The organism is Streptomyces coeruleoprunus (assembly GCF_039542925.1).
GTDB classification, from domain to species: Bacteria; Actinomycetota; Actinomycetes; order Streptomycetales; family Streptomycetaceae; genus Streptomyces; species Streptomyces coeruleoprunus.
The window spans coordinates 4158252-4178109 of sequence record NZ_BAABIT010000001.1 but is presented as its reverse complement, the minus strand read 5'-3'; the positions used below and the strand labels follow the sequence as shown (position 1 = coordinate 4178109).

Below are 19858 nucleotides of genomic sequence, written 5' to 3'. Positions count from 1 at the left end.
TTGTCGTCGTCCAGTGTCACCGAGGCTCGAAGGGCCCTCGGCCAGCGCCTGCGCGAAATCCGCAAGGATGCGGGTCTCACCGCACGGGCGCTGGCCGAGCTGGCCGGCTGGCACGAGAGCAAGTGCTCCCGCATCGAGCATGGACGGACCTCACCGTCCGACACCGACATCCAGACGTGGACCCTGCACTGTGGTGCGTCCGGTCTGACCGCCGACCTCATCGCCACCGCGCGGGGCATCGAGGGCATGTACGTCGAGTGGAGGCGGATGGAGCGGTCGGGTCTCAGGCGGGCTCAGCAGTCGGTGCTGCCGCTGTGGGAGCGCACTCGCCGTTTCCGGGCGTACTCCTCCTGGCTTCTGCCGGGTCCGGTGCAGACACCGGGCTACATCCGTGCCCTGCTCTCGTCCATCCGCGACCGAAGACTCCTGGTCGACGACATCGACGCGGCGGTCCAGGTCCGTGTGGACAAGCAGCGTGTGCTGCATCAAGGTGGCCAATTCGCGCTCATCGTCGAGGAGAGCGCACTCCGTCACCGGATCGGCGGCCCGGACGTCATGGCCGCTCAACTCGGGCATCTTCTGACCGTGGCATCCCTGCCGTCAGTGAGTCTGGGCATCATCCCGCAGACCGCCGACCGCACAGCACTGTGGCCGGTCGAGGACTTCTGGATCTTCGACGACGTACAGGTCAACGTGGAACTCGTGTCCGCCTACCTCACCATCACCCAGCCGCATGAGATCGGCATGTACGCCGCCACGTTCGCCGGGTTCGCGGAGCTGGCCGTCCACGGTCCCTCCGCACGGGCGCTGATCAGCGCGGCCATCGAGGCGATCGAGTGACTCCGTGCAAGTCCGTGCACGTTGATTGAGGCTCTGCGCCGCCCCTCCCTAGCGTCGTAGCGACGACAGTGAAGGGGCCGGCATGAGCCAACAGACCACGCTGACCACCATGAGTCCACCAGTGCACGTCGACCTCCCCGGGCCACCACCACGGGGCGACGCGAAGTGCCGCGTATGTGCGGCGTTGCGTGACCAGCGTCGGACGGCCGAGCGGTCGAGGGACGGGTCACGCGTGTCGGACTGCAACGTGGAACTGGCAGCCCACCCCAACCACAGGCGCGGCCCGCAACGGCAGCCCTGACCCGACACCTCGCCCGCCTGGCTTCTTGGATGGTCGACAGGCGGACGAGGTCGCAAGACCGGCCGGGGAGCGCCCCCAGCCGGACTCGTGAAGGAGGGTGATCTCCTTGTCGCTCAAGGTTACGCGCCGAGCCACCGTATGGGGTGACGACGAGGACAACGGCGGCCACGGCACCAGCAACAAGGACATCGAATCGGGTGACGGCAAGGGCGGATCCGGTAGCCCCGGCCACTGATCCACAGCCCGTCCCACAGGAGAGCCGCGCCACCTGGTCGCGGCTCTCCCCCTCCATCCTCCCGCCCTCTTCCCGTACGGAGCCACGAGTGGACTTCCTGGTTGTGGACTGGGACTACTTCTTCCCCACCCCTACAGCGGGTGGGCCCCTGATCGAACACGCCGAGCTGTACGCCTGGCGCACGGCGGAAGACCCGCTCTTCGTCGAGGCCGCATGGCTCAGCCGGGCTCGGAGGTTCCTGGCCGCCGGGGCGCCCCTGCCCGACTGCAGGGAATTCGGCGGATTCTGGGAGCGGTTCAGGATCGCTGACGGAGCCAAGGTGTTCTACGCCGACTCGAACGCATGGGCAGGTCAGCTCTTCCCTTCCGACATCGGCGGCCAGGGGCCGTGGTCGTCCGTCCATCTCTTCGACGCGCACCACGACTGCGGGTACCGGCAGAACAACGAGTCCTTCGAGCAGTGGCGCGCCGCCGGCGCCCTCAGCGCCGAGAACTGGATGCTGGCCCACTACTGGAACGGCTCCCGGCTGTTCGTTCACTTCCCTCCCTGGCGCGAGTCGCTGAGTCGGCCGACCGAGGCGCCACTGATCCCGGTGCACATGGCGATCGACCGCTCCTGTGACACACCGGCCGTCACGTTCGACGCGGTATTCGTGGCCCGCTCGGGCGCCTGGGTGCCAAGTTGGTGCGACGCCCAGTTCTCGGCGTTCCTCGCCGCTTGCCCGGCACGGCCTGTCGAGGTCCCGCAGAACCGGTGGACCCATCCACGCCCTGATGTCATCCGCATGGCCGCCCTTATGGTCTCTCGCGACCGGGCAAGGTGACGCGTCGGACCCGGCCGTCGAGGAACGTCACTGCTGCTCGCGTAGTGCCGCACGCTCTCCACCAGTGACTCCACGTAGTCACCCGGACGGCGCGCGCGAGCGGTGAATCCACCTGGTCGGGTCACCCTGGATGTGGGCGGGCAGGTCTCGGCATGCACTAGGGGTGTCAGTCGTACACGCGGATCCATGCATGGGTCGCGCCGAGCAGAGGAACGTACCGATGGCATCCAGGAAGCCGAGCATCGTCTTCGCCCACGGCCTGTGGGCCGACGGCTCCTGCTTCAGCAAGCTGATCCCGGCCCTCCAGCGCGAGGGCCACGACGTGATCTCCGCGCAGAACACCCTGGACTCACTGGAGGGCGAGGTCGACGCCGTCCACCGCGCCCTGGAACGGGTGAGCGCGCCGGCGATCCTCGTCGGCCACTCCTGGGGCGGGTTCGTCATCAGTGCCGCAGGCAACCACGAGAAGGTCGCCGGGCTGGTCTACCTCGCCGCGCTCAGCCCGGAGGCCGGCGAGAGCGCCCAGGAGCAGATCGGCCAGTTCACCCAGCCCGAGCTGTTCAACCACCTCCAGGAGGAGAACGGGCGGATCTGGATCGCCCGCGACGGCATCTCCTACTTCTGCGGGGACCTGTCCCCGGAGGACCAGCAGCTCGTCTGGGCGACCCAGGGCGCACCGCGTGCGGAGATGCTCACGGCCACCACCGACGACCCGGCCTGGAAGTCCAAGCCGAGCTGGTACCTCCTCACCACCCAGGACCAGGCCGTCCATCCCGACCTGCAGCACTTCGTCTCCCAGCGCATGGGCGCCAACACCGTCGAAGTGAACAGCAGCCATGTCCCGATGCTTTCCCAGCCCGAGGTCGTCCTCGACCTCATCCGCAAGGCAGCAGACGCCGTGGCCACACCCTAGGTTCGAGGGACCGGCGGGCACGGCGTACCCGACTCGCCTACGTCCTGCTCATGGCCCGTCGACGGTGGTGCAGTACGTCAACCGTCATGACCGGCCGTCGAGGAACGGCAGGCACCAATCGAGACGGCGGCCGAACAGGGCGGCGGCGAGCACGGCCCCCAGCGAGGTCTCCATGCAGGCGGCCCGGCCCGGCCACCAGCGGGCGGTGTGCAGCAGTGTGTTCATGGCCAGCACTGCCCGCCCGTCGCGACTGGCGGCGTGCTTGGTGCCGTCCGGGCCCCGGTAGTGCTGCGAGGCACCCATCGAGGTGACGGTCCTCTCGTGCCGGTGAGCGTCGCCTCCGGCCAGTCCTGCGATTCCGCACATCTGGTTCACCCCCGAGCGTGAAGTGGTGGTGCCTGGGCGGCAGCCGCCGCCGGGGAGCCTTCCTCCCAGCCCAGCGGCAGCCTGGGCTCCCATCACAGCCGTTGAAGGGAGGGTGGAGGAGGGCTCGCAGGGGGGCTCACAACTCGCAGACCTGGTTCACCCCGAGCCCGCGAGGCAATACCCTCGGTGACCCGACACGCGGGCGTCGCGTACGACTATTCGTGCTCAGCGAAGTACGGCTCTTCGTGCTCAAATGCAGGTTCGAACTGCGGCGGTCGCCTTCACGACTTGGTCGAGGGGGGAAGGCGGTGGCATCGACCAGCCGCCGGACTCGTCCACCGAATGTGGACCTGGCCCGGCTCATCGAAGCCAGCGGCGCGAGCCACAAGTCCCTGGCCCTGCGCGTCAACCAGCTCGCCAAGGCCGCGGGCCTGGAGACCGACTACTCGCATACCTCCGTCGCGAACTGGTGCCGACGCGGGATGACCCCGAAGTGGCCGGCGCCGAAGGTGATCGCGCAGGCCCTCGCCGAACGGCTCGGCCGACCGGTCAGCCTGGCGGAGATCGGTATGGGTGATGCGGAGACACCGGACGCGACCATGGGGTTGGATTTCCCCAGGGACCCCGCCGACGCCGTCCGCGCTGCCACTTCGTTCTGGAGCTCCGTGAACCGCCGCGACTTCCTCACCGGATCCGGTTTCGCCGTGTCCGCGTTCACCACCCCCGTCACCCGCTGGCTGGTCACCCCGGCCGACGACACCGCCCACCACACCGGCGGCAAGCAGGTCGGCCGGGCCGACCTGGACGAACTGCGGGAGGCTGCCGACGACGCCAGACGCTGGGACTCCAAATATGGAGGTGGGAACTGGAAAGCCAACTCCGTCACCACCTGCCTGCAAGAACGTGCCGCCCCGCTGCTGCAAGGCAGCTTCTCCGACACCGTCGGCCGCGAGCTGTTCTCCGTCACCAGCGAGCTGTCCCGGCTGGCCGGGTGGACCGCATTCGACGTCGGCCAGCACGAGGCAGCCCAGCGGCACTTCATCCAGGCCCTCCGCCTCGCCCGCGCGGGCGGGGACGTCCAGCTGGGTTGCTATGTGCTGACCACTATGGCGATGCAGGCCCTGATGCGGGGCTTTGCCTCCGAGGCCGTGGACATGGCCCAGGGCGCCTTCGAGCGAGCCAAGGGGCAGGCCGCACCGAGGGTGCTGGCGTTCACCAAGCTGATCGAGGCCCGGGCCCATGCCCGCGAAAGGGACGCAAAGGCGGCCTCACGGGCCTTGGCGACCTCCGAGGACCTCCTGAGCCAGGCAGAGGCTGGTAGCGGCTTGGAGCCCGCCTGGATTGACTTCTATCACCATGCCCGCCTCTCCGCGGACGCCGCCGAGGTCTTCCGCGACCTGAAGAACCCAAAGGCAGCCCTCGCCTGGAACCGGCAGGCCGCGGCCATGCCGCCCGGGGTGTTCACCCGCTCGGTCGGCATGCGGCTGGCGATCGTGGGAACCGCCCACCTCCAGGCCCGCGACCTCGACCACGGCCTCGAACTCGGCAACCGCTCGATCGACATCCTCGCCCGCGTCCAGTCCTCCCGGGCCAAGGACTACGTCCGCGAATTCAACGCGGCCCTCGGCCCCTGGCGGCGCGAGCCTGCCGTCCGCGAGTTCGTCCACCGCACCCGCACCGAACTCGGTATCGCCGCCTGAGCGGGCCCGGCCAGGTCCGCAAGGGGTCAGTCGTCAGGCTGCGGTGATATCTGCCCGGGGAACTGGATGACGTTTACGTCGGGCTGAGAACTCGTTTTTCGGGTCGAGGTGTCGCTGGGTGAGGGCATTTCTTGGGACGCCGACTTCCTGGGCGAGGGCGACGGTGGTGAGGGCGCCGTTGGATGCCTGCGGGGCGCCGGACAGCTCATTGCCCCTTTGACGGGTATGGGGTCACACCCGCACCAGCGGCTCACTCCGGACCGCCCGAGCCGTGCTCCTCGCAGTACAGGGACAGTCCGTTGACGTCGGCGTAACCCGTCTCTTCACCCTTCGCCGGATCACTCCACTACCGGGAGACAGACCGCGGCGCCCGCCGAAACTCATCGCCCCGGGCCACCTCGTCGACGAGGAAGTGCAGCAGGTCCGCCTCGACGAAGGGCATGTCCTCCGTCGGCCGCGACCGCCAGTCCAGTGGCCACGTCAGCCCGTCGAACGCCGGCACCCCGACGTACGCCGCCTCTCCCGCGCCCCGGCTCAGCGCCCGCGCGATGGAGGGCCAGGTGTAGCCCGCGGCGGACTGCGGCGGCAGCAGGAAGTACATGTTCCGGTGCCCGGTCAGCTCGCGGACGATCGGTCCCGCCTGGAAGTCCATGAACGTCATCAGCCGGTACGCCACCTCCTCCCCGAGCACCCCGGCGATCCGTACGGCGTCGAAGTGCACCCCCGCGTGCCGGAGGGCGTGGCCTGAGGCGGGGACCCAAGAGGGCGCCCTGTCAAGTGACTTGCGCAGATTCATGCGGCAAGCTTGTCCGCCGCGCTCTACTGTGACCAGCGCCACAGGGCGGTTGTGGCGGACTGTGCATTCGGGGAGGACCCAAGTGATCAGCGGTAACGGTGCGGGGCCCGGAGCTGCGAAGGCGTTCGGCAGGCTCCTGAAGTTCTATCGCGTGCGGGCGAAGATGTCGCAGGAGGCGCTGGGCGACCTCACCTCGTACTCCAAGTCCCAAGTGGCCATGATCGAGCGCGGCGAACGCAAGCCGAGCGAGAAGTTCGTGGAGATCGCGGACCCGGCCCTGGGTGCACAAGGTGCACTCCTGGAAGTCGCGGAGGAGCTGAAGCTGAGTGGGGTGGCGGCGTGGTTCGAGGACTATTTGGGGGAGGAGAAGAGGGCGGCGGCGATCCACAAGTACGAGAATCGGGTGATTCCTGGGCTTCTCCAGACCCCGGTGTACGCGAAGGCAGTCTTCAACTGCGCCCTTCCCGTGCTGGACGATGAGGAGATCGAGGCCAACATCACGGCGCGGATGGCCCGCAAGGAGATCTTCCACCGCAAGCGCCGGCCGCATGTGACCTTCGTGCTGGAGAAGCTCGTGATTAACCGTCCGATCGGCGGGCGGGCCGTGCTCAGGGAGAACCTGCTCCACATCCTCGACATCGCAAGACTCTCGAACGTCTGCATCCAGATCATCCCCGACGACCGGGAGACGCATGCTGGGATCGACGGGCCTTTCACGCTGCTCGAGACAGCCAAGCGGAGGAGCCAACTCGTCTACGTCGAGGGGCAGAACGGTCGGTACTTTCTTACCGAACAGCCAGACGTAGGTGAGGTGTTCGCGCGCTATGGCACCCTGCGAGCACAGGCCCTGACGCCCGAAGACTCCGTACGACTCATCGAACAGGTGGCGCAATCGCTATGAGCACCGACCTCAACTGGTTCAAGAGCAGCTACAGCGGCCCTCAAGCGGGCGACTGCGTCGAGGTCGCCTTCACCTGGACCAAGTCCTCCTACAGCAGCGGCCAAGGCGGCGACTGCGTCGAGGTCGCCCTCTGCCCCCATACCGTCCACGTCCGTGACTCCAAGGACACCGACCGGCCGAGCCTCACCGTGACCCCGGGCGCCTGGGTCGCGTTCCTCCAGCGCGTGGCCTAGCAACCGCAACACCAAGGAGGTGCCACATGCAGGCAAGCGTGGGTGACCGGCTTCTGATCCACGGCCGGATCGTCGGCCAGCGCGACCGTACGGCCGAGGTCATCGAGGTCCTGGGCGATAACGGCACGCCGCCGTACCGGGTCCGGTTCGAGGACGGTCACGAGACCATCATGAGCCCGGGCCCGGACACCGTGGTCCGGCATTTCGCAAGCGAAGAGTAACCGCGTGCTCCCCGGCTCGGCGCGCGAGCGGGCCGGGGACCCGCGCCGTCACGCGGTGAAGCCGCCGTCCACGTGGATCGACGCGCCCGTGACGTACTGGGCGTCCGGGCCTGCCAGGTGGGCGATCGTGGCGGCTATCTCGGCGGGTTCCGCGTAGCGGCCCAGGGCGGTGAGGCCGGCGATGGCCTCGGCGTTCGGGCCGTCGGCGGGGTTGGCGTCGGTGTCGGTGGGGCCGGGGTGGACCAGGTTGACGGTGATGCCGCGCGGGCCCAGTTCGCGGGCCAGGGCCTTGGTCATGCCCGCCAGGGCGGTCTTGCTCATCGCGTACAGCGAAAGTCCGGGGAAGGGCGCCCGGTCCGCGACATTGCTGCCGATGGTGATGACGCGGCCGCCGTGGCCCATGTGCCGTACCGCCGCCTGGGCCGCCAGCAAAGGCGCCCGGACGTTGACCGCGAGGGTGCGGTCGATGTCCGCCCGCCCCAGGTCGCCCAGCGGGCCGACGAGGAAGACCGCCGCGTTGTTCACCAGGATGTCGAGCCCGCCGAACGTCGCCACCGCCGCGTCCACGGCGGCCGTCAGCGCCTCGGGCACCGCGCAGTCCGCCTGAACCGCCAGGGCGCGGCCGCCTCTTGCCTTGATCGCGTCAACCACCTCGGCCGCCCGCTCGGCGCCCTTCTCGTACGTCACCACGACATCGGCGCCCTCCTCCGCCAGCCGTAAGGCCACGGCCGCACCGATGCCGCGGCTCCCGCCCGTGACCAGAGCAACTTTTCCTTCGCATCGCTTCATGACGCCGAGCATCGCGGGAGCGGACGGGCGGTGCTGGCGGGAATGCGACAGGGGGTTTTGCCCGATTCGGAGTACCGGACGTGGTCGGGATGGGTCAGTGATCGATGGCGTCGATCAACTCGCGTGCTCCCTGCCTCAGGAGCGCCACGGCCACGGCCGTGCCGAGAGTCGCAGGGTCGAGGCGGCCGGCCCATTCGTGGGCGTTGAGCACGGTCTTGCCGTCCGGCGTGAACACGCAGGCCCGCAGGGACAGGTCACCGCGGCGCTCCGCCCGGGCGTAACCGGCAATGGGGCTGTTGCAGTGGCCCTGCAGCACGTGGAGGAACATGCGCTCGGCGGTCGCCTCACGGTAGGTGTCGGGGTGGCCGAGTTCGCTGATCGTCTCGATGAGGGCCGTGTCCTCCTCACGGCACTGGAGGGCGAGGATGCCCGCGCCGATCGGCGGCATCATCACCTCCGGCGACAGGACCTCGGTGATCACATCGGTACGGGCGATCCGCTCCAGGCCCGAGGCGGCCAGCAGCAGTGCGTCGGCCTCACCTTCCCGGAGCTTTTCCAGGCGCCGGTTGGCGTTGCCCCGGATCGGCACGCACTGGAGGTGGGGGTGGGAAGCGGCGAGCTGCGCGACGCGCCGAACGGAGGAGGTGCCGATCCTGGTTCCCGGCGGCAGCTCGTCCAGTGGCAGTCCCCCCGGGTGCACCAGGGCGTCCCGGATGTCGTCGCGCTTGAGGAACGCCGCGAACACCGTGCCGGCCGGGAGGGGACGGTCGGCGGGCACGTCCTTGACGCAGTGCACCGCCAGGTCCGCCTCACCCGCCAGGAGCGCGGCGTCGACCTCCTTGGTGAATGCGCCCTTTCCCTCCACCTGGGACAGGTCGCCCATCCACCGGTCACCGGTCGTCTTCACCGGGACCACCTCGGTGCGGATGCGGGGGTGGAGCGCGGCCAGCTCGGCGCGGACGCGCTCCACCTGGGCCAGGGCCATGGGTGAGTCGCGGGAGACGATGCGGATCAGCTCAGGCGCGGACATGCGGCCCACGATAGACCTGCGGAGTGCGCTCCCGTGGTCAGCTGCCGCGCGCCCCGGCACTCAGTCCAAGGCCAGTTCGGCGACCGTTTGGCCGCCGCTCTTCTCGCCCGTGGGGACGAAGCCCAGGCCCAGGTAGAAGGCTTCCGGGCCGTCGGGGCCCGGCTCGTACGTGGTCGTGAGGGTCTCGCCGCCTCGGCGGCGGATCTCGTCGGCGACCGCCTGGACCGCGAAGCGGCCGTAGCCCCGGCCCTGTTCCTCGGCCGCGATGTTGAGGCGCCACAGGCCGGAGCGGATGTCCCGGCCCGTACCGTCGCCCGCGAAGTCGATGTCCAGGAAGGCCATCAGGAAGCCGACCGCCCGGTCGCCGTCCATGATGAGGCGGGGCCAGGCGACGCCCGGGTGGAGGTACGCCTCCGCCAGCGACTGCACGACCGGCTCGACCAAGTGCCGCTGGTCCGGGCGGATTTCGATGCCTATCGCCGTCTCGAAGTTGGCGGTGGTGATCTCTTCGATGCGCGGCGCGGGCGCGGGAGTGCTGGTCATGGGGAGGAACCTATGCCGCGGGGCCCGCGCCCGGCCAAGCAATTAGCGGTGGTCTTCCTCGTGGTGTTCGGTGGTGGATCCGGCCGCGGTGCGTTCGCGCAGTTCGATACGGCGGATCTTGCCGGAGATCGTCTTGGGCAGTTCCTCGGCGAACTCGATCCGCCGCACCCGCTTGTAGGGGGCCAGGACCTCGCGGGAGTGCGCGAACAGCGCCTTGGCCGTCGCCGCGTCGGGCTTCCAGCCGGCTGACAGCACCACGTACGCCTTCGGCACCGCCAGCCGTACGGGATCCGGGGCGGGCACCACACCCGCCTCGGCGACCGCCTCGTGCTCCAGCAGGACGCTTTCCAGCTCGAACGGGGAGATCTTGTAATCGGACGCCTTGAACACATCGTCCGCCCGGCCGATGTAGGTCAGATATCCCTCGGCGTCCCGGGCGGCGATGTCGCCGGTGCGGTAGAAACCGCCCGCCATCACCTCAGCCGTGCGGGCCGCATCGCCGTGGTAGCCGGTCATCAACCCCACCGGGCGGGCCGACAGGTCCAGGGCGATCTCCCCCTCCGCCGCGCCCGGCTCACCGGTCGCGGGATCGAGGAGCGCGATACGGAAACCGGGGCTCGGGCGGCCCATCGAGCCGGGCTTGAGGAGCTGGCCCGGGCTGTTGGAGACCTGCACGGCCGTCTCGGTCTGACCGAAACCGTCACGGATGGTCACACCCCAGGCCCTGCGGACGGTCTCGATGACCTCGGGGTTGAGGGGTTCACCGGCCGCCACCACCTCGCGCGGCGGGGTGGACAGCTGGGTGAGGTCGGCCTGGATGAGCATGCGCCACACCGTGGGCGGTGCACAGAAGCTCGTCACGCCGTGGCGGTCCATCTCCGCCATGAGGCGGGCGGGGTCGAAGCGGGTGTAGTTGTGGATGAAGACGGTGGCCTCGGCGTTCCACGGGGCGAAGAGGTTGGACCAGGCATGCTTGGCCCATCCCGGCGAGGAGATGTTCAGGTGCACATCGCCCGGACGCAGCCCGATCCAGTACATCGTCGCCAGATGCCCGACGGGGTACGACGTGTGGGTGTGCTCCACCAGCTTCGGCAGCGACGTCGTGCCGGAGGTGAAGTACAGCATCAACGGGGCGGCGGCCGGGGTCGGCCCGTCCGGGGTGAAGGTGGTGTCCTGGTCGTGGGCTTGGGTGTAGTCCAGCCAGCCCGGCCCGGTGCTTCCGCCGACCGCGATGCGGGTGTAGTCGCCCGGTACCTCGTCGAACTTCGGTGCGTCCGATGCCCGGACGATCACATGCCCGGCCCGGCCGCGTTCGACGCGGTCGCGCAGGTCCGCCGGGCCCAGCAGCGGCGTCGCCGGGATGACCACCGCCCGCAGCTTCATCGCCGCCAGCGCCGTCTCCCACAACTCCGCCTGGTTGCCCAGCATGACCAGCACCCGGTCCCCCGCCCGTACACCCTGGGCACGCAGCCAGTTGGCGACCCGGGAGGAGCGGGCGGACATCTCCGCGAAGGACAGACGGGTCTCCGCCCCGTCCTCCTCCACGATGTGCAACGCCGTCCGGTCGTTGCCCGCCGCGATCACGTCGAACCAGTCCAGCGCCCAGTTGAAACGCTCAGGACGCGGCCAGACGAAACCCTCGTAGGCCTTCCCGTAGTCCTCGCGGTGCCGCAGGAGGAAGTCCCGGGCCGCCCGGAACTCCTCCGTCGCGTTTCCTGTCGTCATCGTCCTCACCTCGTTCCTCTGGGCGCTGCTCCCCCCATCCCAGCAGGAGCGGGCCCCCGTGGCGGGGAGGCTCGGACGACTCTGTCAGCTCCGGTCGGCCGTCAGCCCCGGTCGGCGTCCAGCGCGTGCCGCCAGGCCCGTACCGCCGCCGGGGCCACCGGCGCCGTCCAGCCGTGCGGGCGGGCCGCGCCGCCGATGTGGAACGCGTCGATGCCGGCGGCCCGCAGCGCCGGGACGTGGTCGAGGCGGAGGCCGCCGCCGACCAGGAGCTGCGGCTCGTAGCCCGGTTCGCCGCGGCGGGCCGCCTCGGCGCGCAGGACCGGCAGACCCTCGTCCACTCCGGTGGCAGCGCCGGCCGTGAGGAAGGTGTCGAGGCCCGGCAGGTCGGTGAGCTGCTTGCGTACGGCGTCGCGGTCGGCCGCGTGGTCGATCGCGCGGTGGAACGTCCAGCGGCAGCCCGCCAGCTCGGCCGTCAGCCGCTCGACGGCCGGCAGGTCGACGTGGCCGTCCGCGTCGAGGAACCCGAGCACGAACTCGTCCGCGCCCTCCGAGCGCATGTCCTGGGCGACACGGACCAGGGCGTCGAGGTCGCCCGCGGCGAAGCCGTCGGTGAGGCGGAGCATCACGCGCAGCGGGAGGTCCACCGCGGCGCGGATCCGGGCGTACGTCTCCCGGGACGGGGTGAGGCCGTCGGCCGCCATGTCGGTGACCAGCTCGAGGCGGTCCGCCCCTCCGGCCTGAGCCGCGATCGCGTCCTCGGCGTCGAGGGCGATCACCTCCAGGACTGCACGGTTGCTCATGGGACCCCATTCCTCGGAAGCGGCTACAGGTCTAGTCCAATGCTAATGGGCGGCCCCCGTGTGCGGAGCCGTGGCGGGGGCTTCCGATGACGGCGTCGCCACGAACGGGTCCAGCACGCCTCCCGCCGCGTACGCGACGCCGAAGACGGCGGCGAGTGCGAGGACGAAGCCGGCGATCTTCACTCCTGTGGACATGGGGTCTCCTTCTGTCATGGACTCACGCCAGGACGAAGGGTACCCCCCGGGGGTATGTCGCGCAAGGTCGTACAGCCTTGCGCGGCGGTACCCGACGGAGGTATACATGTCCCGTTCGGTGATACCCCCCTAGGGTATGAGAGAGGGAGAGCAGCAGTCATGACGACCCGCACGACCGCACCCGGTACCGCCGAGGTGGAGCTCGCCATCGGTGGAATGACCTGCGCCTCGTGCGCGGCGCGCATCGAGAAGAAGCTCAACCGCATGGACGGCGTCACCGCGACCGTCAACTACGCCACCGAGAAGGCCAAGGTCACGTACCAGGACGCCGACGTCTCCGTACAGGACCTCATCGCCACCGTCGAGGCGACCGGCTACACCGCGCACGAACCACCCCCACCCGCGACCGCCGCCGAGGCCAGAGGCGGCGGTGAGGCACGGGACGGGCAGCAGGACGGGGACGGCCACGACGACGAGCTGCGCTCGCTGCGACAGCGGCTCACCACCGCCGTCGTCCTGTCCGTGCCGGTCGTCGCGATGGCGATGGTCCCCGCGCTCCAGTTCACGTACTGGCAGTGGCTCTCCCTGACGCTCGCCGCGCCCGTCGTCACCTACGCCGCCTGGCCCTTCCACCGCGCCGCCTGGACCAACGCGCGGCACGGCGCCGCCACGATGGACACGCTGATCTCCGTCGGCACCGGGGCCGCGTTCCTGTGGTCGCTGTGGGCGCTCTTCTTCGGTACGGCCGGCATGCCCGGCATGACGCACCCCTTCGAGCTGACGATCGCCCGTACCGACGGCGCCGGGAACATCTACCTGGAGGCGGCCGCGGGCGTCACCGCGTTCATCCTGGCCGGCCGCTACTTCGAGGCCCGCTCCAAGCGGAAGGCGGGCGCGGCGCTGCGGGCGCTGATGGAGCTGGGCGCCAAGGAGGTCACCGTCCTGCGCGGCGGCCGCGAAGTCCGCGTGCCCACCGCGGAGCTCCAGGTCGGCGACCGGTTCCTGGTCCGTCCCGGTGAGAAGATCGCCACCGACGGCACGGTCGTCGAGGGCACGTCCGCCGTCGACGCCTCCATGCTCACCGGCGAGTCCGTGCCGGTCGAGGTCGGCGTCGGCGACTCCGTGACCGGCGCGACGCTCAACGCGGGCGGACGGCTCGTCGTCGAAGCCACCCGCGTCGGCGCCGACACGCAGCTCGCCCGGATGGCGCGGCTCGTCGAGGACGCGCAGAACGGCAAGGCGGCGGCACAGCGGCTCGCCGACCGGATCTCCGCCGTGTTCGTGCCCGTCGTCATCGGCCTCGCCGTCGCCACGCTCGGCTTCTGGCTCGGCAACGGCTCCGGGCTCACCGCCGCGTTCACGGCCGCCGTGGCCGTGCTGATCATCGCCTGCCCCTGCGCCCTCGGCCTGGCCACACCCACGGCGCTGATGGTCGGCACCGGACGCGGCGCCCAGCTCGGCATCCTCATCAAGGGCCCCGAGGTCCTGGAGACCACCCGCCGCGTCGACACCATCGTCCTCGACAAGACCGGCACGGTGACCACGGGCCGGATGACCCTGCTCGGCGTGCACGCCGCCGCGTCCACCTCCGAGGAGGAGGTGCTGCGCCTCGCCGGAGCCCTGGAGCACGCCTCCGAGCACCCCGTCGCCCAGGCCGTCGCCGCGGGCGCCGCCGACCGCGTGGGCACCCTGCCGGTGCCGGAGGACTTCGCGAACGTCGCCGGGCTCGGCGTCCAGGGTGTCGTCGAGGGGCACGCGGTGCTGGTGGGGCGCGAGAAGTTGCTCGCCGAGTGGGCGATCGAGCTGCCCGTGGAACTGGCCCGGGCCAAGAGCGCGGCCGAGGCCGCCGGGCGCACCGCCATCGCGGTCGCCTGGGACGGGGAGGCGCGAGCCGTCCTGGAGGTCGCGGACGCGGTGAAGGACAGCAGCGCGGAGGCCATCCGCCGACTGCGGGAACTCGGCCTCACGCCGATGCTGCTCACCGGGGACAACCGGGCCGTCGCCGAGGCCGTCGCCGCCGAGGTCGGCATCGACCCGGAACACGTCATCGCCGAGGTCATGCCCGAGGACAAGGTCGACGTCGTCAAGCGCCTCCAGACCGAAGGGCGGTCCGTCGCCATGGTCGGCGACGGCGTCAACGACGCGGCGGCACTCGCACAGGCCGACCTCGGCCTCGCCATGGGCACCGGCACCGACGCCGCCATCGAGGCCGGCGACCTCACCCTCGTACGGGGCGACCTGCGCGTCACCGCCGACGCCATCCGGCTCGCCCGGCGCACCCTCGGCACGATCCGGTCGAACCTGTTTTGGGCGTTCGCCTACAACGTGGCGGCGCTGCCGCTGGCCGCGGCGGGGCTGCTGAACCCCATGATCGCCGGTGCGGCCATGGCCTTCTCGTCGGTGTTCGTCGTCGGCAACAGCCTGCGGCTGCGGGGGTTCAGGCCGGCGGCGTAGACGGCGGGCCCGGGGCGCCTTGGGCGGGGCCTCGGGCCGGGGGCCGTTTCGTCGGCCCACAACGACGGAACGACGGCGCGGCGCACAGCCGGACGACTGCCCACGACGAGGAACGGCGGGTCAGGGGGCTGCGGCCGACAAGGCTGCTCGTAGGTGGCCGTTGTGCTGGTGCAGCAGGCGGGATGCCGTCGGGGCGTCGACGCCCGCCAACAGGGTGAGGATCGCGGGTTTCACCTCACCCGACGTGGCTTCGAGGGCCGCCGTCGTCTCCTCGTCCGAGGCGCCCGTGACCTGGGCGACGATGCGGTGCGAGCGGGCCCGTAGCTTCTCGTTGGTCGCGCGGACGTCGACCATCAGGTTCCCGTACGTCTTGCCGAGCCGGATCATCGTGATCGTCGAGATCATGTTGAGGACGAGCTTCTGGGCCGTGCCCGACTTCAGGCGGGTGGAGCCCGCGACGAACTCCGGGCCGACCACCACCTCGACGGCGTGCTCGGCGGCCTCCGCGAGGGCGCTGCCCTCGTTGCAGGCGATGCCGACCGTCAGCGCGCCCGCCTCCCGCGCGTACGCGACCGCCCCGACGGCGTACGGCGTGCGGCCCGAGGCAGAGACCCCCACCACCGTGTCGTCCCCGGTGAGGCGCAGCGCCGCCAGGTCCTCGCGGGCGAGGGACGCGGAGTCCTCGGCGCCCTCCACGGCGCGGACGATCGCCTCGGGGCCGCCCGCGATGAGCCCGACGACGGTGGACGGGTCGGTGTTGAACGTGGGCGGGCACTCGCTGGCGTCGAGGACGCCGAGCCGCCCCGCGGTGCCCGCGCCCGCGTAGATCAGCCGCCCGCCGCGCGCCATCCGGGGCGCGATGGCGTCGATCGCGGCGGCGATCCGTGGCAGCTGGCCGGCCACGGCGGCCGGTACGGCCCGGTCGCCGGCGTTCATCGTGCGGGCGATGTCCAGCGTCGGCAGCGTGTCGACGTCCGCCAGGTCGGGGCGGAACTCCTCGGTCGTGAGCGTGGACAGCTGGTCCCGCAGGGCGGCCGTGGTGGACGGGTCGTGGTCGATCATGCGCGGCTCTTTCGGCGTTGCGGTCCTGCTGCTGGTCAGGCAGCGGGACGTCAGCGGGTGCGCGGCGCGTGGCGGTGGGCCAGGGCCTCGTACGAGGCGGCCAGGGCGGGCGCCGCCGTGGCGTACGTCCGCTGGGTCACCCCGGTGAACAGGCAGTCCACCACGAGGAGCTGGCTGGTGCGGGACGACATGGCGGCCGGCCGCAGCTCGCTCTCCCGGGCGGTGGACGTGGTGAGGATGTGGTCGGCGTACTGCGTGACCGGGCCGTCGGGCCGGCCCGTGATGGCGACCGTGGTGGCTCCCCGGTCGAACGCGACCCGCAGCGGCTCGATGACGTCCCCCGTCGAACCCGAATGGGTGATCGCCACCGCCACGTCCCCCGAGCGCAGCTGTACGGCGTTGGTCACGGCGAGGTGCGGGTCGCTGTGGGCGTGCGCGACCAGGCCTATGCGCAGCAGCTTCTGCGCCAGGTCCTGCGCGACCAGGCCGGAGGCGCCGACGCCGTAGATGTCGGTGCGGCGGGCGCCGGCCAGCGCGGTGACGGCGGCGGCCAGCTGGACCGTGTCGAGCGCGGCGGCCGTGTCCGCGAGGGTCTGCTGCTCGTCGTAGGCGAGCTTGGCGACGACGTCCTCGATCGGGTCGTCGACGGCGATGTCCGCCGTGACGGACGGGGAGCGGCCGGAGCTGCGCTGCGCGGCGAGGCCCGCGAGGGCGAGCCGCAGGTCGCGATAGCCGGGGTAGCCCAGGAGGCGGGCCGTGCGGACGACGGTGGCCTCGCTCGTGCCGGTCAGCTCGGCCAGGCCGGTGACCGTGAGGGCCGCGCAGCCCGCCGGGTCGCCGGCGACGGCCTCGGCGACGCGCTGCATGGAGCGCGTCATGGACGGGGCGAGGGTGCGCACCTTGGCGGCGAGCGCGTCGGGGGCCGGGATCCGGACCGGCGCGGAGGACTGCGATCCGGCCGGTCGCGGGCGCGGTCTGAAACTTTCCTTCAGGACGTCCTTCACATCTGAAACGTATTTTCAGCGATGGTGGGCGTCAACCCCCGGGGTCACAATGGTTCCATGAGCACGCTGGACCCCCTGGAGCAGGCGCTGCACGCCGCACGCGCGCTGGTCCTCGCCGACCTCATGGCCCGCGACGTGGCCGAGGCCGAGGTCGTCTCGCTGGTCGAGGACGCGGTGACGCACCGCCGCTGGTGGGTCGAGCAATGGCCGGACGGCGTCTCCTACCTGGCCGGGCTGGTCGCCCAGGACGTCCAGGACGCGCTGCTGGAACGGTACGGCCGCTGGCCCCTGTGCCCGGTCTGCGACTCGGGCGACCCGCACGCCCTGGACGTGGAGCCCGAACTGGGTCCCGACCCGCACTGGGTGTGCGGCAAGGCGGGCGTGGTCGTCGCGCCGGTGGGCGGCCTCACGTGACGGTGTACATCGACCCGCCCAACTGGCCCGGGCACGGCCGCATGTGGTCCCACATGATCAGCGACACCTCGTTCGAGGAGCTGCACGCGATGGCCGCGGCGATCGGGGCGCCGTCGTACGCCTTCGACGGCGACCACTACGACATCCCGTCGTACCGGTACGCGGACGCCGTCGCCGCCGGGGCGGTCGAGGTCGGCTCCAAGGAACTGGTGCGGCTGCTCACCGCGGCGGGGCTGCGGCGGCCGAAGCGGCGGCCGGCGCGGCTGCCGGAAGGCGGCTGAGGGTCAGCCCTCCGGCGCCAGCCGCGCCAGTTCGGACATGAGGTTCCGGCGGGCCGGGCCCTCCCACTCCCTTGCCCCGTAGGGCGTACGGAACAGCCGTGGCAGGCCGAGCAGTTGGCGCAGCACCGCGGCGCGGCCCTCCCGGAAGGCCCCGTCCGGGACGAACCCGTACTCCTCCCGTACCGCCCGCGCGTACGCCTCGTACGCCTCCGGCTCCCCGGCGAGCACCGCCAGGTCCGCGTCGCACAGCACCTCGCCGTTGCGGTCGCCCGGCGCGGGGTCGTGCGTGACCGTCAGCAGGACGAGCCGGACGACCTCCTCCGTACGCCCCTCGTCGATCCCCAGCTCGGGCAGGGCCCGCTCGGCGAGGCGGGCGCTGCGCTCCTCGTTGGTGGAGCGCTCCGGGAGGTACACCGCGTCGTGGAACCAGGCGGCGAGACGTACGGCGGCGGGGTCGTCCGCGTGGTCCGCGAGGTCGTCGACGCGGCGCAGCACGGCGAGGAGGTGGTCGGTGGTGTGGTAGCGGCGCTGCGGCTCCGCCCAGCGGCGCAGGAGGTCGTCGGCGTAGGGCGCGGCGTGTTCGGCCGCGCCGTGGGCGGCGGTGACGGCTGCGGTCCAGCGCTGCCGCAGGTCGTCGTGGTGGGGGTGCGGGACGGCGGGCATGCGCCCATTGTGCCGGGCGCACGCCCCCACCGGGGGTGAGCGGCCCAGGGCGGGGCTGGCCCCCCACCGGCGGTGAGCCGCCCAGGGGCGGGCGGTCCCACCCACCCCCACACCCACCGGCCGGTAGGCGCCCGACGACGGGACGGGGGTGGACCGGGGGTCGCGCGCGCAGGATTGGCGACGCTGGGACGCTTCGCTGTCATGGCCCCGAGCGAGCCAATCCGAGCACGTGACCCCCCGGCCGCCCCCGGACTCACCCACCGTCGTGGCGCGCGAGGCCCTGAGTCGTGTCCGGAGAGTCTTCCCCCACCCCGCCCCTTCCCGAATCGGGGGACTCTGCCCCCCGAACCCCCCGCTCCTCAAACGCCGGAGGGGCTGATTCAGCCCTAGATGCTGTACGGCCAGGCGCGGCGGTGGGGTTGGGGGTGGCTGCGGGCCAGGGAGACGACCGGGATCGAGCGGGTCGTCCTGTCGCGGAACGTGGCGAAGTTGGGGTCCTGTTCCGTCTGGAGGGACCAGAGGCGCTCGTGTTCCGCCTCCGGGATCAGCTCCGGTCGTACCGGGAAGCGCTCGGTGCCCAGCTCCACCTCGCCCTCCCCCGACGCCATCAGGTTGTGGAACCAGGCCGGCGCCTTCGGAGAGCCGCCGTTCGCGGCGAAGACGATGATGCGGTCGCGGTCCGCGAGGTGCACCAGCGGGGTCGTCCGGGCAAGGCCCGTCCGCGCGCCCTTCGTCGTCAGCAGCAACAGCGGAATGCCCGCGAAGTCCTCAACCTTTCCGCCGTTGGCGCGGAACTCCTCGATGACGCGGAGGTTGAAGGGGTTGCTGTTGATCGCGCTCACCGGTCGCTCCATGCCGTCTCCGGGCGGTACACGCGGACGTCGGTCGTCTGCTCGTACGGCATTCCCTCGGGCATGTTGATGAGTTCCATGCTCATTCCCCACGGCGTTTTGAAATAGACCCAGCGGTCTCCGGCGATCGGGCCGTCCTCGATGGTTTCCGGCTCGCCGAGAATCGTCACTCCGGGCACCTGCCGCAGATATTCGGTGGCCTTGTCGACGTCGTCGACGTAAATCGCGAAGTGGTGGCCGCCCCAGTCGCTGTTGCGGGGCAGTTCACGATTCTGCCGGGGGGCGGTGTATTCGAAGAGTTCCAGGTTCAGGGTCGGGCCGAGGCGCAGCATGGCGATGTTCGTCGAAGCCGCGCGGTCGACGTCGAGCTTGCGGGTCATCCAGTCGCCGGCCGGGTCCTCGACGGGCCCGAGCCGGTAGGCGAGTTCCGCGCCGATGACGTCCGTGAAGAACGCGACCGCCCGGTCGAGGTCGGGGACGGTGTAGGCGATGTGGTGCACCGCGCGTGCCCCGACGATTCCGCCGCTTGTGCCCATGGTTTTTCTCCCTCGGGGTGTTGGGGTGATGGGGTGTTGGAGGCTGGCAATTGATGCGCATCCTGAGCGGGCCGGCGAGTGTCCGTCAAGTTGGTTGCGCCCAAAACCCTTCGACCTGACAGAGTCCTGGCGCGAATCCGTCCGACCTGACGAAGTTCCGCGCTCAACCGTCGGGTTTCCGC

The 19858-nt window shown here is 70.9% G+C and carries 24 protein-coding genes; 11 read left to right on the top strand and 13 right to left on the bottom strand.

The genetic code is table 11. The features are described 5' to 3' along the window. The 4 genes from ABEB09_RS18660 (at nucleotide 1) to ABEB09_RS18645 (ending at nucleotide 3112) form a co-directional block, all read left to right on the top strand. A complete protein-coding gene (locus ABEB09_RS18660) occupies nucleotides 1-840 on the top strand; it encodes a helix-turn-helix domain-containing protein (RefSeq protein ID WP_345691055.1) in 840 nt (279 codons plus the stop codon). A gap of 407 nt (nucleotides 841-1247) precedes the next feature. After that, the gene (locus ABEB09_RS18655) at nucleotides 1248-1376 is read left to right on the top strand and encodes a hypothetical protein (RefSeq protein ID WP_345691054.1); all 129 of its coding nucleotides are present in this window, start codon (nucleotides 1248-1250) and stop codon (nucleotides 1374-1376) included. Between the two features lie 88 nt (nucleotides 1377-1464). Beyond that, a complete protein-coding gene (locus tag ABEB09_RS18650) occupies nucleotides 1465-2199 on the top strand; it encodes a hypothetical protein (protein ID WP_345691053.1) in 735 nt (244 codons plus the stop codon). 220 nt (nucleotides 2200-2419) lie between these two features. Beyond that, nucleotides 2420-3112, top strand: a complete 693-nt coding sequence (locus ABEB09_RS18645; protein ID WP_345691052.1) for an alpha/beta fold hydrolase — start codon at nucleotides 2420-2422, stop codon at nucleotides 3110-3112. A gap of 84 nt (nucleotides 3113-3196) precedes the next feature. Here ABEB09_RS18645 and ABEB09_RS18640 read toward each other — a convergent pair whose 3' ends face one another. Beyond that, nucleotides 3197-3415, bottom strand: a complete 219-nt coding sequence (locus ABEB09_RS18640; RefSeq protein WP_345691051.1) for a transglutaminase-like domain-containing protein — start codon at nucleotides 3413-3415, stop codon at nucleotides 3197-3199. Between the two features lie 371 nt (nucleotides 3416-3786). Here ABEB09_RS18640 and ABEB09_RS18635 point away from each other — a divergent pair, with 371 nt between their 5' ends. Next, nucleotides 3787-5178 carry an NsdA family TPR-like regulatory protein gene (locus ABEB09_RS18635; RefSeq protein ID WP_345693984.1) on the top strand — a complete coding sequence of 464 codons (1392 nt, stop codon included), beginning with the start codon at nucleotides 3787-3789 and terminating at the stop codon, nucleotides 5176-5178. A gap of 346 nt (nucleotides 5179-5524) precedes the next feature. Here the strand turns inward: ABEB09_RS18635 and ABEB09_RS18630 are convergent, their stop codons facing one another. Continuing rightward, complete coding sequence (locus ABEB09_RS18630; protein ID WP_345691050.1) at nucleotides 5525-5974, bottom strand: hypothetical protein; 450 nt, start codon at nucleotides 5972-5974, stop codon at nucleotides 5525-5527. A gap of 82 nt (nucleotides 5975-6056) precedes the next feature. Between ABEB09_RS18630 and ABEB09_RS18625 the strand changes: the two genes are divergently transcribed. From ABEB09_RS18625 to ABEB09_RS18615, 3 genes are read left to right on the top strand one after another with little or no spacing between them, the layout of a single operon-like run. Beyond that, nucleotides 6057-6875: a helix-turn-helix domain-containing protein gene (locus tag ABEB09_RS18625; protein ID WP_345691049.1), complete on the top strand. Its 819-nt coding sequence runs from the start codon at nucleotides 6057-6059 to the stop codon at nucleotides 6873-6875. After that, nucleotides 6872-7108: a DUF397 domain-containing protein gene (locus tag ABEB09_RS18620; protein WP_345691048.1), complete on the top strand. Its 237-nt coding sequence runs from the start codon at nucleotides 6872-6874 to the stop codon at nucleotides 7106-7108. The genes ABEB09_RS18625 and ABEB09_RS18620 overlap by 4 nt, the downstream gene beginning before the upstream one ends. 26 nt (nucleotides 7109-7134) lie before the next feature. Next, on the top strand, nucleotides 7135-7329 hold the full coding sequence (locus ABEB09_RS18615) for a DUF1918 domain-containing protein (protein WP_345691047.1): 195 nt from the start codon (nucleotides 7135-7137) through the stop codon (nucleotides 7327-7329). Between the two features lie 48 nt (nucleotides 7330-7377). Here ABEB09_RS18615 and ABEB09_RS18610 read toward each other — a convergent pair whose 3' ends face one another. The 6 genes from ABEB09_RS18610 to ABEB09_RS18585 all read right to left on the bottom strand — a co-directional run bounded on the left by ABEB09_RS18610 (nucleotide 7378) and on the right by ABEB09_RS18585 (nucleotide 12411). Further along, entirely contained in the window at nucleotides 7378-8118 is a 741-nt protein-coding gene (locus ABEB09_RS18610; RefSeq protein WP_345691046.1) for an SDR family NAD(P)-dependent oxidoreductase, read from the bottom strand. Nucleotides 8119-8212: 94 nt separating this feature from the next. Further along, the gene (hemC, locus tag ABEB09_RS18605; RefSeq protein WP_345691045.1) at nucleotides 8213-9148 is read right to left on the bottom strand and encodes a hydroxymethylbilane synthase; all 936 of its coding nucleotides are present in this window, start codon (nucleotides 9146-9148) and stop codon (nucleotides 8213-8215) included. Between the two features lie 60 nt (nucleotides 9149-9208). Next, nucleotides 9209-9691, bottom strand: a complete 483-nt coding sequence (locus tag ABEB09_RS18600) for a GNAT family N-acetyltransferase (protein ID WP_345691044.1) — start codon at nucleotides 9689-9691, stop codon at nucleotides 9209-9211. Between the two features lie 42 nt (nucleotides 9692-9733). After that, a complete protein-coding gene (locus ABEB09_RS18595) occupies nucleotides 9734-11416 on the bottom strand; it encodes an AMP-binding protein (protein WP_345691043.1) in 1683 nt (560 codons plus the stop codon). Between the two features lie 101 nt (nucleotides 11417-11517). Further along, the gene (locus ABEB09_RS18590; RefSeq protein WP_345691042.1) at nucleotides 11518-12216 is read right to left on the bottom strand and encodes a copper homeostasis protein CutC; all 699 of its coding nucleotides are present in this window, start codon (nucleotides 12214-12216) and stop codon (nucleotides 11518-11520) included. Between the two features lie 42 nt (nucleotides 12217-12258). Continuing rightward, nucleotides 12259-12411, bottom strand: coding sequence for a hypothetical protein (locus ABEB09_RS18585; protein ID WP_345691041.1), 153 nt, complete (start codon nucleotides 12409-12411; stop codon nucleotides 12259-12261). A 159-nt stretch (nucleotides 12412-12570) separates the two neighbouring features. Between ABEB09_RS18585 and ABEB09_RS18580 the strand changes: the two genes are divergently transcribed. Beyond that, nucleotides 12571-14865: a heavy metal translocating P-type ATPase gene (locus ABEB09_RS18580; RefSeq protein ID WP_345691040.1), complete on the top strand. Its 2295-nt coding sequence runs from the start codon at nucleotides 12571-12573 to the stop codon at nucleotides 14863-14865. A 120-nt stretch (nucleotides 14866-14985) separates the two neighbouring features. Here the strand turns inward: ABEB09_RS18580 and murQ are convergent, their stop codons facing one another. Further along, complete coding sequence (murQ, locus tag ABEB09_RS18575; protein WP_345691039.1) at nucleotides 14986-15927, bottom strand: N-acetylmuramic acid 6-phosphate etherase; 942 nt, start codon at nucleotides 15925-15927, stop codon at nucleotides 14986-14988. Nucleotides 15928-15977: 50 nt separating this feature from the next. Beyond that, nucleotides 15978-16856 carry a MurR/RpiR family transcriptional regulator gene (locus tag ABEB09_RS18570; protein WP_345693983.1) on the bottom strand — a complete coding sequence of 293 codons (879 nt, stop codon included), beginning with the start codon at nucleotides 16854-16856 and terminating at the stop codon, nucleotides 15978-15980. A gap of 132 nt (nucleotides 16857-16988) precedes the next feature. Between ABEB09_RS18570 and ABEB09_RS18565 the strand changes: the two genes are divergently transcribed. Then, nucleotides 16989-17345, top strand: a complete 357-nt coding sequence (locus tag ABEB09_RS18565) for a hypothetical protein (protein ID WP_345691038.1) — start codon at nucleotides 16989-16991, stop codon at nucleotides 17343-17345. Next, the gene (locus ABEB09_RS18560) at nucleotides 17342-17626 is read left to right on the top strand and encodes a DUF4031 domain-containing protein (protein WP_345691037.1); all 285 of its coding nucleotides are present in this window, start codon (nucleotides 17342-17344) and stop codon (nucleotides 17624-17626) included. Before ABEB09_RS18565 ends, ABEB09_RS18560 begins: the two co-directional genes overlap by 4 nt. A 3-nt stretch (nucleotides 17627-17629) precedes the next feature. Here the strand turns inward: ABEB09_RS18560 and ABEB09_RS18555 are convergent, their stop codons facing one another. The 3 genes from ABEB09_RS18555 to ABEB09_RS18545 all read right to left on the bottom strand — a co-directional run bounded on the left by ABEB09_RS18555 (nucleotide 17630) and on the right by ABEB09_RS18545 (nucleotide 19640). Continuing rightward, the gene (locus ABEB09_RS18555; protein WP_345691036.1) at nucleotides 17630-18289 is read right to left on the bottom strand and encodes an HD domain-containing protein; all 660 of its coding nucleotides are present in this window, start codon (nucleotides 18287-18289) and stop codon (nucleotides 17630-17632) included. Between the two features lie 386 nt (nucleotides 18290-18675). Further along, the gene (locus tag ABEB09_RS18550) at nucleotides 18676-19131 is read right to left on the bottom strand and encodes a nitroreductase/quinone reductase family protein (protein ID WP_345691035.1); all 456 of its coding nucleotides are present in this window, start codon (nucleotides 19129-19131) and stop codon (nucleotides 18676-18678) included. Further along, a complete protein-coding gene (locus ABEB09_RS18545) occupies nucleotides 19128-19640 on the bottom strand; it encodes a VOC family protein (RefSeq protein WP_345691034.1) in 513 nt (170 codons plus the stop codon). Before ABEB09_RS18545 ends, ABEB09_RS18550 begins: the two co-directional genes overlap by 4 nt. Between the last annotated feature and the right edge of the window lie 218 nt (nucleotides 19641-19858).